The organism is Flavobacterium frigidarium DSM 17623 (assembly GCF_000425505.1).
Taxonomy (GTDB): Bacteria; Bacteroidota; Bacteroidia; order Flavobacteriales; family Flavobacteriaceae; genus Flavobacterium; species Flavobacterium frigidarium.
On sequence record NZ_AUDO01000007.1, the window covers coordinates 255,540 to 270,755 of the forward strand.

Consider the following 15,216-nt stretch of genomic DNA (forward strand, 5'->3'; position numbering starts at 1 on the left):
ATACTATTATGGACTTATTTAACGATCAACCGCAGAGCCAGATCAATTTACTACCGCATGACGGTACCGTACATTATTACGGTACACTAATGACTCAAAGTGAAGCTCATGATTATTTAAATAAACTATTAGAGACAATAGTTTGGAAAAACGATGAAGCCATCATCTTTGGAAAATTGATTATTACTAAAAGAAAGGTCGCTTGGTATGGTGATAGTTCGTTTAAATATACCTATTCGAATACAACCAAAGAAGCCTTACCATGGACCAATGAATTATTGCATTTGAAAACACTGGCAGAGGAAACTACGGGTGAAACCTACAACTCTTGCCTTCTAAATTTATATCACGATGGCAGTGAAGGGATGGCTTGGCATAGTGATGGCGAAAAAGATTTGAAGAAAAATGGAGCGATTGCCTCTATGAGTTTTGGGGCCGAAAGAAAATTTGCCTTTAAAAACAAGCATACAAAGGAAACAATCACTATAATTTTACAAAATGGTAGTTTGCTTGTTATGAAAGACGAAACACAAACGCATTGGTTGCATCGCTTACCTCCTACTAAATTAGTATCTAAACCTAGAGTGAATCTTACTTTTAGAACAATTGTTATGAAAGAACAACCGTAATTTCTAAAAATTGTTAAAAGAAAAAACCACTCAACATCATTATTTTTATCTAATTATGAGCCATTTTTAATTCAAAAAATTTGCTCCAACAATTGTATTGATTCCTTATTTAATGTTAGTATTAATTGCTATTTTTGTACAAATTACATCATTATGCTGAAAATTGGAGTATTAGGTGCTGGTCACTTAGGAAAAATACATTTACGATTACTACAACAATCTGACAAATATGAATTAGTTGGTTTTTATGACCCTAATCAAGAAAATGCTGATAAGATTTCTAAAGAATTTGGATACGAACACTTTAGTACCATAGCTTCACTTATACATGCTGTAGACGTCATTGACATTGTTACCCCTACACTTTCTCACTATAAATGTGCAAAAGTTGCCATCAAATCTGGTAAGCACGTTTTTATAGAAAAACCCATATCAAATACTATTGAAGAGGCTGACGAAATTATCGCTTTAGCTAAGGAATATAATGTTAAAGGACAAGTAGGTCATGTAGAACGTTTCAATCCAGGATTTATCGCATCAAAAGATATGATTGATAAACCAATGTTTATTGAAACGCACCGTCTTGCTGAATTTAATCCTCGTGGAACCGATGTTCCAGTGGTGCTAGATTTAATGATTCATGATATTGACGTCATATTAAGTGTGGTTAAATCAAAGGTTAAAAATATTAGCGCGAGTGGTGTCTCTGTAATTAGTGACACGCCAGACATTGCTAATGCAAGAATAGAATTTGAAAATGGCTGTGTTGCCAATCTTACTGCAAGCCGCATCTCAATGAAAAACATGCGTAAAACGCGTTTCTTTCAAAAAGACGCCTACATATCTGTGGATTTCTTAGAGAAAAAATGTGAGGTAGTCAAAATGAAGGATGCTCCTGAAGTTCCAGGTGATTTTGATATGATCTTACAAAATGCAGAAGGAGTAAAAAAGCAAATCTATTTTTCTAATCCTGAAGTGGAGCAAAACAATGCAATACTTGATGAATTAGAAACTTTTGCAGATGCGATCACAAATAACACAACTCCGGTAGTCACTCTTGAACAAGCTACAGATGCTTTGAAAGTAGCCTATCAAATTATTGATTGCTTCAAGAAATAGAAAGAAAATAGAATTTATAAGTTAAACGAGAAGACTTTAAATTAAAAAATAAATTAAATGAAAGTAATAGCAGTAATTGGTGCTGGAACAATGGGTAACGGAATTGCTCATACGTTTGCACAAAGCGGTTTCACCGTTAAATTAATTGATGTATCAGAAAAATCATTAGACAAAGGAATGGCGACAATTGCAGCCAATCTTGATCGAATGGTAACTAAAGGAAGTATTACAGCCGAAGATAAAGTAAAGACGATTACAAATATAATTACCTACACTGACATTAAAGACGGTGTCGTAGGTGCAGACTTGGTTGTTGAAGCAGCAACCGAAAATGTAGCCTTAAAATTAGAAATTTTCAAACAACTTAATGAAGCTTGTGCAGCAGATACTATTCTAGCAACAAACACTTCTTCAATATCTATAACACAAATAGGAGCTGTTGTTTCAAATCCAGAGCGTGTTATTGGAATGCACTTTATGAATCCGGTGCCGATCATGAAGTTAGTCGAAATCATTCGCGGGTACAGTACTAGTGATAAAGTGACTCAAACGATTATGACACTTTCTGAGAAACTTGGAAAAACGCCCGTAGAGGTTAATGATTATCCTGGTTTTGTTGCCAATAGAATTTTAATGCCAATGATAAACGAGGCAATCGAAACGCTATACAACAAAGTAGCAGGTGTGTACGAAATCGATACGGTAATGAAATTAGGTATGGGTCATCCTATGGGACCTTTACAACTAGCTGATTTTATAGGTCTAGATGTTTGTCTCGCTATTTTGAATGTTATGTACGATGGATTTAAAAATCCTAAATATGCTCCATGTCCATTATTAGTAAATATGGTACGTGCTGGAAAATTAGGAGTGAAATCTGGAGAAGGTTTCTATGATTATTCTGAAAGTAAGAAAGCTGAGAAGATTTCGAAACAATTTATATAGTTTAAGAAGTCCAAAATAATCCACTTGTTCTTTAAAGACATGTGGCTTATTTTGGGCTTTATTTTTGATTCATTATGGCAAAAATAATTCCTTTTCAGGCCGCTCGTCCTACTCGTGATAAAGTGTGCTTAGTAACTTGCCGCTCTTATGAAGAATATGTTACTGCCGAGTTAGCAGCACAATTAGACTTCAATCCCTTATCATTTTTACATGTTATAAAACCTGCATACAATAATCAGGAAACGGTGACTTTTGAAAAAAGATACCGACAAGTTCATCAAAAATACCAAGATTTTAAAAATGAAAACATCATTGTAAAAGATGCGAAGCCCGCTATTTATATTCATAAAATTGTAACTAAACATCAATCTTTTACTGGTTTGATTGTAGCAGCTAACATTGATGATTATCGCAATAATAAAATCAAAAAACACGAGGAAACATTGGCTTTTAGAGTTCGTTTACTCAAAGAATACATGAAATATTCTGAGTTTAATACGGAGCCTGTTTTAATGACTTATCCTGATAATAGTGAAATTGAAGAGTGGATTCTTAATCAAACAGATAAATTAGCCGACTTTGAATTTTCGACCACAAAAAAAGAAATTAATTACTTGTGGAAAATTGATAATGAAGTGGAAATAGCTTGGATTCAAAACGTCTTCAGCCAGGTCGATTCGCTGTACATCGCCGATGGACATCATCGCACAGAAGCTGCTCGGTTATTATCTGAAGAAGATCCCGAAGACACTAACAAAGCTCATTTACTAAGTTACCTAATATCTGAAAATAATATAAAAATCTACGAGTTTCATCGCGTTGTTAAAGATCTTAACGGTTTGAGCAAGGAGGTTTTTATATCTAAACTTCAGTTGAATTTTATTATCGAAAATAAATACCAGCAGCCGTACCAACCTTCGATTAAAAATGAATTTGGTATGTATCTAGATGGTGATTTTTACAGTTTAAAATTAAAACCAGAGCTGCTTAAAGCAAATAACGCTCTTGAAAGTTTAGATACCCAAATTTTATACAATACAGTTTTACTGCCTTTATTAGCCATTGTCGATCTTCGTAATGACGAGCGTATTGAATACCTATCTGGTAAACAATCCATCTTAGAGTTGAAAAACCAAATTGACGAAGGTGAATTTAAAGTAGGCTTCCTACTCTACCCTTCAAATATTAGTGAAATAAAGGCATTAGCAGATAATAATTTGATAATGCCACCAAAAAGTACGTATATTGAACCTAAGTTTAGAAGCGGAATCGTTATATATGAATTGTAATTTCCGCTTAAAAAATAATAAGTATGATGTCGATAGCAAATAATTTACAAGAAATAAACAGTACACTTCCTGAACAAGTAACCCTTGTCGCTGTTTCTAAAACAAAGCCTGTAGCTGACTTGATGGAGGCTTATGATGCTGGTCAACGCATCTTTGGAGAAAACAAAATCCAAGAAATGGCTGAGAAATGGGAAGAAATGCCAAAAGATATTCAGTGGCACATGATTGGTCATGTGCAAACTAATAAAGTAAAATATATGGCATCATTTGTGAGTCTAGTTCACGGTGTGGATAGTTTAAAATTGTTAAGCGAAATTAATAAGCAAGCATTAAAAAATGAACGATCAATTGATTGCTTATTGCAAATGCACATTGCTGAAGAAGAAACAAAGTTTGGATTAGACCAGAAGGAGTTGCTAGAGTTAATAAATTCTAATTCTTTCAAAGATTTAAAAAATATACGAATTGTAGGTTTGATGGGAATGGCAACATTCACGGATAATCAAAACCAAATTAAAAAGGAATTTAACGAACTCCATTCTATTTTCGAAAAATTAAAAAATGATACATTTGTAGGAAGTGACATCGAGATACTTTCTATGGGAATGTCTGGAGATTACAAACAAGCAATTAACTGTGGTAGCAACATGGTTAGAATAGGAAGCAGTATCTTTGGCGGACGATAAGTTCATCGTAACATTATTTTATACTTATTTATCTTAAATAGAAATGGGTATATCAGCAACATTAAAGAAAGAAATTTGTACGCAATATTAGACATAGAAACAACTGGAGGAGCATTTAATGAAGAGGGAATTACTGAAATTGCTATCTACAAATATGATGGTCATGAGATTGTAGACCAATTCATTAGTTTAGTAAATCCGGAAATACCCATTCAGCCATTTGTGGTGAAATTAACCGGAATCAATAATTCTATGTTGGTTTCGGCACCAAAGTTTTATGAAGTAGCAAAACGCATCATTGAGATAACTCAGGACTGTGTGATTGTTGCTCACAACGCTGATTTTGATTACCGAATCCTAAGAACTGAGTTCAAGAGATTGGGTTATGATTTCACGATGAAAACTTTATGCACAGTTGAACTTTCTAAAAAGTTATTACCGGAGCAACCTTCCCATAGTTTGGGTAAGCTAGTGCGTGCCTTAGGAATACCAATGGCCGACCGACACAGGGCTAGTGGCGATGCACTTGCTACTGTGAAGTTGTTCCAAATGCTTTTAGAAAAAGACGTGCACAAGGAAATTGTTAAAGATTTTATCAAGTTAAAAATAGAGAAAGGCCTTGCTCCTCGCCTGCAAGATATTATTCGCGATCTACCTAATATTGTTGGAGTGTACTACATTTACAATGAAAAAGGAGATTTGATTTACGTAGGGAAAAGCAAGAATATCAAAAAAAGAATCAATCAACATTTTACTGGTATTACCAATAGTTCTAAAAAAATACAAGCTGAAGTTTTTACGGTTACTTATGAAGAAACCGGAAGTGAACTTGTAGCTTTATTAAAAGAAAGTCAAGAAATAAAAATTCACAAACCTAGATACAATCGTGCGCAACGCAAAAATATTTTTCAATGGGCGCTGTATCCCGAAGTTGATAAGGAGGGCTATATTAACCTAAAATTGCAAAAAGCAGATGGTAGAAAGAAAGAGATTACTTCTTTTACTTCTCTACTTGAAGGGAAAAACATGCTCTTTAGAGTTACTGAAAAGTATCATTTATGCCAAAAATATACGGGATTGTATGAAACTAAAACTGCTTGTTTTCAATATAAAATTAAGGAGTGCGACGGTGCCTGTATAGGTTTAGTTTCTACTCAAGAGTACAATGAGCGTGTAAAGGAGTTTATAAAAGCCAGCGAATTTGAAAGTCAAAACATGGTGATTGTAGATCGTGGCAGAACTATTAGCGAGCGTAGCGCAATACTTATTGAAAATGGAATTTACAAAGGGTATGCCTTCTATGATTTGAATTACCAAATCACTAATATGGAAGTACTTAAAAACATACTGATTCCAATGATCAATAACAGAGATGTTAAAAACATTATTCAGTCTTACTTACGCAAAGAGAAAAAACCCAAACTGATAAAATTCTAAAACTAGCTACTTTTCATGGGGGAAGTTAAATCACAGTACGACATTTTTAGACAAAAAGTGCATATCATAATTTATGGTACCAGCACAAAAGCGGGTCGCTTATTTGATTTAATTTTGCTTGGACTTATACTATTAAGTGTAGTACTTGTCATGATGGAAACTGTAAATTCCTTTGATTTAAAGTACCATTTAGAACTAGTAACTTTAGAATGGATTATCACTATATTTTTTACTGTAGAATATATTTTGCGCATTATATCGATAGACAAACCATGGAAATATATTTTCAGTTTCTACGGCATCATTGATTTACTGGCAATTATGCCTATGTATTTATCTATCTTCTTTCTTGGTACAAGTATATTTAGTGTCGTGCGTTCCCTAAGATTATTGCGTTTATTCAAAATTTTAAATCATCCACAATTTACAAATCAGTCTGTACAATTAAAACAAGCCATCAATGCTAGTCGAGGCAAGATTGTCGTTTTCATTTATTTTGTCTTGATAATTACCATCATTATTGGCTCACTAATGTACATTGTTGAAGGAAAAGAAAGTGGCTTCACTAGTATACCTGCTAGCATTTACTGGACAATTGTAACCTTAACAACAGTAGGTTACGGTGATATTTCTCCAGTGACGCCATTGGGACAATTCATAGCCTCATTTGTAATGATTTTAGGGTATGGAATTATTGCGGTTCCCACGGGAATTGTAACTGCCGAAATTGCAAAAAATAGTCAAAAGCCTACTACTAGTAGTCACACACCTTGTGAAGGATGTGGTGCTGAAGACTATCCCACTGACGCCAATTATTGTCCAAGATGCGGACATAAATTTTAGAATTTACAAATTATATGATGGAGCTAATTCCAGCTATTCACTACAACTCCTCCCGCTGCAAGTTCAATTTCTATTCCATAAAAGGAGCTTCTAAGGGCGCTCTTTTTCGGTAAGAAATAGTAACTTGCAGCCGTCCGGGGTTTTCATTTTTATCTGGGCTAAAAAACAATATGAAGCACTTAATTATAATTATAGGACCCACAGCCATAGGCAAAACTGCCTTGAGTATCCATATAGCAAATCATTACAATTGCGAAATTGTTTCCTGTGATAGCCGCCAATTTTTTAAAGAAATGATTATTGGTACTGCAGTCCCTAACGATGCAGAACTAGCTGCTGCAAAACATCACTTTATACAAAATAAGTCCATCTTTGAAAACTATACTGTGGGTGATTATGAAAAGGAAACTATAGCCACACTAGATACCCTTTTCTTAGAGAATGATTACGTTGTTTTAGTTGGTGGTTCAGGTTTATACGTTAATGCCGTATTGAAAGGATTTGATGAGTTTCCTGCAATAGAAAATAGCGTTAGAGAAAACGTTACAGCAAACTACGAAAAGCTAGGGATTAATTATTTACAACAACAACTACAATTGTTGGACCCTGAATACTATAAAACATTATCTCAAGATAATCCGCAAACTTTATTGAACCCACAGCGCATGATGCGTTTTATAGAGGTGTGTATAGGATCTGGAAAGCCTTACTCTTCATTTTTAAATCAAAAACAGCATAGTCGTAACTTCACTCCTATTCTAATTGGTCTAGAGGCAGAACGTAGCGTTTTATACAATAGAATCAATCAGCGCGTTGATATTATGATGAATAGTGGCTTATTGCAAGAAGCTAAAAAGCTGTATCCTAATAAAAGTTTGAATGCTTTACAAACGGTTGGCTATCGTGAACTTTTTGATTATTTCGACGGTCAAATAAAATTAGATTTTGCTATCGAAGAGATCAAGAAAAATACGCGTCGCTTTGCAAAAAGGCAACTTACCTGGTTCAAACGAGATGAAAATACAAAATGGTTCAATTTTGAAACACCCTATCAAGAAGTCTTCGAATACATAAATACAAAAACTCAAATTACATAATATTTCCTATGCCAATAAGTCCAAATTTCACGTCTATACTAAGTAAAGATTGGGAAGTCAATTTTTCGCAATGCATGCCTAACGGCTTTTTAAAATACACAGAGCTTTGTAATACCTTGCAACTTACTGCCGCTGCACATTCAGATGTTGGTGGAATTAGCTTTTCAGATATGCAAGAATTCAACCAAGCGTGGGTTTTAAGCAGAATGCGCGTCGAAGTAAGCGCTTTACCAAAATGGCGCGACATTATTACTGTTACTACGTGGATCAATACATTAGAAAATTCAAGATCGATTCGTGCATTAGAAGTACACGTAAATGGTAAAAAAATAATTGGTGCAGAAACTTTTTGGGCTGTATTTAATACACAAAGACGACGACCTGAAGCATTAGGATTAGCTCACGACCACTTTGAACTATATCCTGAAAAAAAAGCAACTGTAGAAGGATTCTCTAAGATTTACATTAGTACTGAAAAAGAGATATTATTTGAAAAAGCGGTTAGCTTATCTGATTTAGATATAGTGAACCATGTAAATAATGTCAAGTACTTAGAATGGTGTCTAGATTTAGTAGACGAAAAAACGATATTATATCAAAGAATAAAGAGCTTTGAAATGAATTTCCTAAAAGAACTTTCATTGAAAGACAAAGTTGTTATTCATGAAAATGTAGCTGAAGATGCCTACATTTTTAGTATATCAAAAGAGGAAAAAAACTGCTTTGCACTGCAGTTAAATTTGAAGTAAAAAAAATTTAACCCTGATTGAAGTGAAAAGCATTTGCACATAAAAAAAAGAATTTCATGACTTAAAAAAGCGACTATAAGAAGCTCTTTTTAAGACAATGGAAATTCTTTTTTTATGAAAAATCTTGTAATGGAAAGCAGGATTAGTTTCTAATAAAAAGGCTCCGATTTCTCGAAGCCTTTCTTATATCTAAGTAGTATAAATTATACTGTTTTGTTTTTTACAACTAATCTAAAACCTTCACCGTGAATATTTAAGATCTCAACATCTTCATCTAATTTAAGGTATTTTCTCAATTTAGCGATGTAAACATCCATACTTCTTGATGTGAAGTAGTTGTCATCTCTCCAGATTTTTGTCAAGGCTAACTCTCTTGGCATTAAATCATTCTCGTGTAAAATTAGCATTTTTAATAATTCATTCTCTTTTGGAGATAATTTAATAGGCTCTTGTTCCATGAAAGTTAAAAATCTCAATTTTGAATTAAGGTGAAATTTACCCACGTTGAATTCAAACTGAACTTGCTCGCTTTTCATATCAGAAGATTTCCTTTGAATGATTGCTTTGATTTTCATCAACAATACTTCAGAATCAAAAGGTTTGTTTAAGTAGTCATCTGCTCCCGCTTTGTACCCTTTTAAAACATCCTCCTTCATTGATTTAGCAGTCAAAAAGATAATAGGCACCTCGCTATTTTTCTCTCTAATTTCTTTAGCTAATGTATACCCATCTTTGTAAGGCATCATTACATCAAGAATACATAAATCGTAGGTGTCTTTTTTAAATTTTTCGAAACCTTCCATTCCGTTTTTAGCTAAAACAACTTCAAAATCGTTTAACATTAAGTAATCCTTAAGTACAGCTCCAAAATTTAAGTCGTCTTCAACAAGAAGTATTTTTTTATTTATAGTTTCCATAGTATCTAATTTATTAGTGGTATTTTTATGATAAAGGTACTTCCTTTTCCCTTTTCGCTTTCTACATATACTTGACCATTGTGGTCTTCAACAATTCTTTTAACGTAAGCTAATCCTAATCCATGACCTTTGACATTGTGTAAATCTCCGGTGTGTTCTCTGTAAAACTTTTCAAAAACACGTTTTTGAGCAATTTTACTCATTCCTAATCCGTTGTCTTTCACTTTTATTAAAATCATGTCTTTTATGTTCTCTGTAAAAACCTCGATGCGAGGAATATCTGGAGAATATTTTATTGCATTCTCTAAAACGTTAACTAACACGTTTGTAAAGTGCACTTCGTTGATCAAAACTGAAGTTCTATCAGCATTAAAATGACTTACTATTGTTCCTTCTCTGTCTTCTAAAATCAAATTAACGTGCTCAATAGCGTCGTTAATTACATCTACAACATCGCAGGATTCTTTTTCTATATCGAGCTCCTTCTTCTCTAATTTAGAAATTCTTAAAACATTTTCTACCTGCGCATGCATTCGTTTATTTTCATCCCGAATCATTTGCAAATACTTCATCACTTTTTCGCGATCATCAATAATTTTAGGATTACGGATAGCATCTAACGCTAAATTTATCGTCGCAATAGGTGTTTTAAATTCATGTGTCATATTATTAATGAAATCTGTTTTGATCTCAGAAATTTGACGTTGCCTTATTAATTGATTCAAAGCACTAGAATAAGCAATAATAATAATCAACGTGAAAATTATTGATAAAACGCTTAGACTTATCAGCTCTGATAGTAAGAACTTCTTTTTATGAGGAAAACTAACTAATAACTTGTATTTTTCGTTTCCTTCATTATCTGTATATACAGGTGTTGAATACGTTGACTCCTTATCATATTGAAAATCGGCCGATTTTATAGGTGTGGCGATACCATTACTATAAATACCATATTCAAATTTGGTTTTTACCCCAAATTGCTCCAACTCCTTTTTTATTAGTTTTTGCAAAGCCTCATTTGATATACGTTCTTGCAAAGGTTTGGCTGCAGCAAAATCTTTATAGTAAATCTCAAATTGTACTTTGTCTAGTACGTCAAGGTTTCCCGATTTTTCAATAGTTACGTCTGGCATCAAATTTTGCTTGATATTTGATTTATCGACACCGTTATTGTTATAAACTTCAGTAGTCCTTTTTGAACTAAAACTTTTAAATTTTTCGTTATTCAATTTTTTATTGAACAATGATGATGAAATATTAAAATCTTCAGAGATGATACTATTCGAATAAACGTATGTTTTATTAGTTTTGGTATTTCTTTCAAAATAATATACCTCTAACAAATCCTCTTTCTTAGGTATTGTTCCCGTACTATCCTTAATGCGATTGTATCTATCTAAAAAGGAATAGGCTTCTTGCTTTTGCATCTTATCAGCCACATTACCAATTACTTGTGTAACATGAAATTTAAATTGCTCTTCGTTATTTTTAAACGAATTAATAAACCAATAAACTTGTACAAGTATGATCCCTATCAAGGACAAACTCATTAATAAAACTAGTATTCTAAAAAAAAATTTATTCATCAGAACAAAATTAACATTTTAACAGTATGAATGATAATCTATTAACCAAACATTAACATCTACTGACCGTTTTGTTTAATCAATAAAATTTTATGAATTTCTTCGACTTTTAACTTCGCTAGTGCGAGATCAACATTTTCAATAATATAATCGCTTTTATTGATACGTTGCTCATCAGTCCATTGCGAATTTATGCGTTCTTGTACTGCTTCAAGATTTGTGTCATCTCTCCCTAATATTCTTTGAATTCTTACATCCAGTGGCGCAGTAACGCAAATAACTTGATAGCATTTTTTATAGTTACCACTTTCAAACAAGATGGCAGCTTCATAGATAATGTAAGATGCGCTCTGGTGGTTTTGAATCCAATTATCAAAATGTGCTCTTACGACAGGATGAACAATTGAATTTAGTTGTGCTAATTTTTCAGAATCGTTAAACACAATTGAAGCTAAAGCACCACGATTGAGTTGCTCACCTTCAAAGATTGAATCTCCAAATAAGTTTTTTAAAGACTCAATAATACTTTTTTCTTGCATTACCTGTTTGGCGGCATCATCTGCAATATAAATAGGCACTCCTAAAGAATGAAAATGATGGGCTATTGTTGTTTTCCCACTTCCTATTCCTCCCGTTAAACCTATAATTTTTACCATATTATAATTTAAAAAATAATTCGGGAAATGCCTCTTGTGGTCTCTGTTTTAATATAATAACTTTTAGATATGATTTCATAAAACCTGTACCATACCCAAAAAATTGTTTCCATACTGCTACTACCGAAAGTACACCTATAGTTAAGCTCTTATTTTTATATGCTGCACTAATGAAAACAATTAAAAAGTAGATAAAGTATAATTTAATGAAAATATCTACTGTAAATAGTAACAGAAAAACAGAAAGACCAAACCCAAAAATAAACAAAGTTGGAAAAAAGAATGTTAGCTTATTGTGTTTTGGGTACCAACTATTCAGTATAGGTCTTGCTTTGCCAAATTTATTAACCTGTATCGAAAACTTATCCCAATCTATCCTTCTCTTATGATATACATACGCATTAGAAAAGAGTTTGGTTTCAAAACCTAAATTCCATAATCGAATAGATAAATCAGGATCTTCACCAGGATGAATATTGCCAAAACCCTTTGAAGCTTCAAAAGCGTTACGCGAAATTCCCATATTAAAACTTCTTGGCTGGAATTTATCTATTTTCTCTGAACCACCACGAATTCCACCTGTTGTTAAAAAAGAAGTCATAGCAAAATTAATAGCTTTTTGAATGTTCGAAAAACTATCAAGAGCTTGATCCGGTCCTCCAAAACAATCCACATAATTTAATTTTAAAGCTTTATCAACTTCATCTAAATATTGTACTGGAATGATACAATCAGAGTCAAAAATGATAAAGTAATCTCCTTTAGCTTTTTTCATACCATAATTTCTAGAATCCCCAGGACCTGAATTTGGTTTAAAATAATATGATATCGATAAGTTATGAGTGTATTTTGAAACTATTTCCTCACATCTTATTGTAGATCCATCCTCGACCAACACCACTTCAAAATCATTTTTATAGCTACTTTTTACTAAACTTTCTAAAAGTTCATCAACTTCATCTGGACGATTGTATACTGGAATTATCAGTGAGAACAACATAAGCGCTATGGAATATTAATTATACTTAAACAAGCTATTTTAGCGCGCAAAGATATACTTTTTAACATTATCAATAAAAAAAACCAACAGCTATTAAATGTTGGTTTCGATACTCTTTTTTTTTAATAATTAGCTTTTATTCAAACATCTCCATCACTTCCTGACTCACTCCAACATTAGAGAATCCCCCATCATGTAATAAGTTTTGAAGGGTTACCATTTTTGTTAAATCAGAAAACATTGAAACCGTGTAATTAGCGCAGTCTAAAGCAGATGCATTTCCTAAAGGAGCCATTTTATCAGCAAATGCGATAAAACCGTTAAAACCTTTCACTCCTTGACCCGCTTTTGTAGCCGTAGGTGATTGCGAAATCGTATTAACTCGTACTTTTTTATCTCTTCCAAAAAAATACCCAAAACTTCTAGCTACAGATTCTAAAAATGCCTTATTGTCCGCCATATCATTATAATCTGGAAACACACGTTGTGCGGCCATATATGACAAAGCAACAATGCTACCCCATTCATTCATAGCATCTTTTTTATATAAAACCTGTAATACTTTGTGAAAAGAAACTGCAGAAACATTCCACCCCTTTTGAGTAAAATCATAATTTTGATTTGTGTAATGATTACCCTTTCGAACATTCACTGACATCCCTATGGAATGTAAAACAAAATCAATTTTACCTCCTAAGATATCCATCGCCTGCTCAATTAATTTTTCTAAATCCGTTACTGAAGTTGCATCAGCAGGAATTACTTGAGCACCAGTTTTTAAAGCTAAATCTGATATATTACCTAATCGCATTGCTGCTGGAGCATTTGTTAACACAAATACGCCACCTTCTTCGTGAACACGTTCAGCAGTTTTCCAAGCAATCGAATTCTCATCCAAAGCACCAAAAATAATTCCTCTTTTACCTTTTAATAAATTGTACATAATTTAATTTTTAAGAACATTCAAAAATACAATTTCAAACATTGGCCTGCAATAGCGACTTACTTTAAACTAAAGGATCACAACCCTATCGCAATCTACGACTTGCAGTCCCACCGTTTTTTACATATTCAATAAAAATTCCAGCCAGAAATTTTTTCTTTTAAAGTTAAGCCATGCCGAATATCTTGGTGATAGCATAAAAAATTTAGATTTATTATGTGCTATTTTATTTAATAAGAATCTGAAGTTAAATATATAATAAAATTACTACATCGAGTTTCAAATTTATTCTACAAATTGATTGAGATGACCCTTAATAGCAAATAATCTTTCTTTCGTTAAGTCACTTATACGGCCAGCCATTATATTACTTTGTATGGTACCGCCACCTGAATACTGATCTTTTGAAACTGTAGTAATCACTAAAATTTCGCTATCTCTAAACTTAATCCAATTGCGTTGCGCTAATTTTAATTTTTCTTGATCTTCACCCTTGAGTTTTTTCAATAAAATACCATAATATTTATTTAATAATTGATCATAATCCCTATTAAGATCAACCATGGCAGCAGTCATCCCTGCAGTAGAATAATCCACAGCAACTTTAAGATCAGCTATTTTTTCGACACGGTAGAGATCTGTTTTAAATTCAGTATCTAAAGACATCTCTTTTTCTCCAAACTTTTTACTCACAGAATCTTTATACTTAACAGCCAGTCGATCAACTTGATTCGTAATTTTAGCGACTTTATCCGCAGTGAGTTCTGCTTGCGCGTTTGCAAATGACGATGTCAACAAGAGTACTATAAAAATATTTCTTATCATTACTTATAATTCTTAAATTTATGATTGATGGTATAATGAGCTACATAAACAATAATTATGCAGCAAAGCATCACCCGAAAATAATACAATCATTTTACAACTATCCAAAAATTTTATTAAAAATGCATATTAATAAATACAGAAGCACAAATGATTCTGTAGAATTTTGAATAATAAGATAAAAAATAGTGCGCATTTCCTTATTCTATCTTTAAAAGCCAGGAGAAATATTGAATTTTTTTGGATCAAGTCAGAAAGTTGTGGGGAAATATTAAATTTCGATATTTGTATTTTAAATTAAATACAAATGCAAGATTCCTTTGTTGAACTTCTCAAGCTATTGTCACCAGAAATTATCGTTGATTATTTTGAACTTACTTCTTATAAAAAAGGTGAAGAAATTCTTCATCTATATTTAAAGGAGATTAATTCGATACCAAAAGAGTACCGTGAAAACAAATTAAGTTCAAAAGGATTCTTCAATGAGATAAC

The 15,216-nt window shown here is 32.7% G+C and carries 16 protein-coding genes; 10 read left to right on the forward strand and 6 right to left on the reverse strand.

What is annotated here, in order from left to right:
- Positions 1–8 precede the first annotated feature (8 nt).
- The 9 genes from H603_RS0104975 to H603_RS0105015 all read left to right on the forward strand — a co-directional run bounded on the left by H603_RS0104975 (position 9) and on the right by H603_RS0105015 (position 8,794).
- Positions 9–629 (forward strand): alpha-ketoglutarate-dependent dioxygenase AlkB family protein, encoded by a 621-nt coding sequence (locus H603_RS0104975; protein WP_026707535.1) that lies wholly within the window; start codon positions 9–11, stop codon positions 627–629.
- A gap of 153 nt (positions 630–782) precedes the next feature.
- Positions 783–1,748, forward strand: coding sequence for a Gfo/Idh/MocA family protein (locus tag H603_RS0104980; protein WP_026707536.1), 966 nt, complete (start codon positions 783–785; stop codon positions 1,746–1,748).
- Between the two features lie 57 nt (positions 1,749–1,805).
- Positions 1,806–2,693, forward strand: coding sequence for a 3-hydroxyacyl-CoA dehydrogenase family protein (locus H603_RS0104985; RefSeq protein WP_026707537.1), 888 nt, complete (start codon positions 1,806–1,808; stop codon positions 2,691–2,693).
- 74 nt (positions 2,694–2,767) lie between these two features.
- Positions 2,768–3,982 carry a DUF1015 domain-containing protein gene (locus H603_RS0104990; RefSeq protein WP_026707538.1) on the forward strand — a complete coding sequence of 405 codons (1,215 nt, stop codon included), beginning with the start codon at positions 2,768–2,770 and terminating at the stop codon, positions 3,980–3,982.
- A gap of 26 nt (positions 3,983–4,008) precedes the next feature.
- Positions 4,009–4,668 (forward strand): YggS family pyridoxal phosphate-dependent enzyme, encoded by a 660-nt coding sequence (locus H603_RS0104995; protein ID WP_026707539.1) that lies wholly within the window; start codon positions 4,009–4,011, stop codon positions 4,666–4,668.
- 75 nt (positions 4,669–4,743) lie between these two features.
- Positions 4,744–6,105 (forward strand): exonuclease domain-containing protein, encoded by a 1,362-nt coding sequence (locus H603_RS0105000; RefSeq protein ID WP_026707540.1) that lies wholly within the window; start codon positions 4,744–4,746, stop codon positions 6,103–6,105.
- 15 nt (positions 6,106–6,120) lie between these two features.
- Positions 6,121–6,948 carry an ion transporter gene (locus tag H603_RS0105005; protein WP_026707541.1) on the forward strand — a complete coding sequence of 276 codons (828 nt, stop codon included), beginning with the start codon at positions 6,121–6,123 and terminating at the stop codon, positions 6,946–6,948.
- A gap of 170 nt (positions 6,949–7,118) precedes the next feature.
- Entirely contained in the window at positions 7,119–8,045 is a 927-nt protein-coding gene (gene miaA / locus H603_RS0105010; RefSeq protein WP_026707542.1) for a tRNA (adenosine(37)-N6)-dimethylallyltransferase MiaA, read from the forward strand.
- 8 nt (positions 8,046–8,053) lie between these two features.
- Positions 8,054–8,794, forward strand: coding sequence for an acyl-[acyl-carrier-protein] thioesterase (locus H603_RS0105015; protein WP_026707543.1), 741 nt, complete (start codon positions 8,054–8,056; stop codon positions 8,792–8,794).
- Between the two features lie 203 nt (positions 8,795–8,997).
- Here the strand turns inward: H603_RS0105015 and H603_RS0105020 are convergent, their stop codons facing one another.
- The 6 genes from H603_RS0105020 to H603_RS0105045 form a co-directional block, all read right to left on the reverse strand.
- Complete coding sequence (locus H603_RS0105020; protein WP_026707544.1) at positions 8,998–9,711, reverse strand: response regulator transcription factor; 714 nt, start codon at positions 9,709–9,711, stop codon at positions 8,998–9,000.
- 5 nt (positions 9,712–9,716) lie between these two features.
- Positions 9,717–11,300: a sensor histidine kinase gene (locus tag H603_RS0105025; RefSeq protein ID WP_026707545.1), complete on the reverse strand. Its 1,584-nt coding sequence runs from the start codon at positions 11,298–11,300 to the stop codon at positions 9,717–9,719.
- A 59-nt stretch (positions 11,301–11,359) separates the two neighbouring features.
- Positions 11,360–11,956, reverse strand: coding sequence for a dephospho-CoA kinase (gene coaE / locus H603_RS0105030; RefSeq protein ID WP_026707546.1), 597 nt, complete (start codon positions 11,954–11,956; stop codon positions 11,360–11,362).
- A gap of 1 nt (position 11,957) precedes the next feature.
- A complete protein-coding gene (locus H603_RS0105035) occupies positions 11,958–12,956 on the reverse strand; it encodes a glycosyltransferase (protein ID WP_026707547.1) in 999 nt (332 codons plus the stop codon).
- A 136-nt stretch (positions 12,957–13,092) separates the two neighbouring features.
- Positions 13,093–13,902, reverse strand: coding sequence for an enoyl-ACP reductase FabI (locus H603_RS0105040; RefSeq protein WP_026707548.1), 810 nt, complete (start codon positions 13,900–13,902; stop codon positions 13,093–13,095).
- 282 nt (positions 13,903–14,184) lie between these two features.
- Entirely contained in the window at positions 14,185–14,724 is a 540-nt protein-coding gene (locus H603_RS0105045; protein ID WP_026707549.1) for a lysozyme inhibitor LprI family protein, read from the reverse strand.
- A gap of 307 nt (positions 14,725–15,031) precedes the next feature.
- On the opposite strand from H603_RS0105045, the gene H603_RS0105050 reads away from it, so the two are divergent.
- The coding region (locus H603_RS0105050; protein ID WP_026707550.1) for an ISAon1 family transposase N-terminal region protein at positions 15,032–15,216 on the forward strand (185 nt) is incomplete at its 3' end.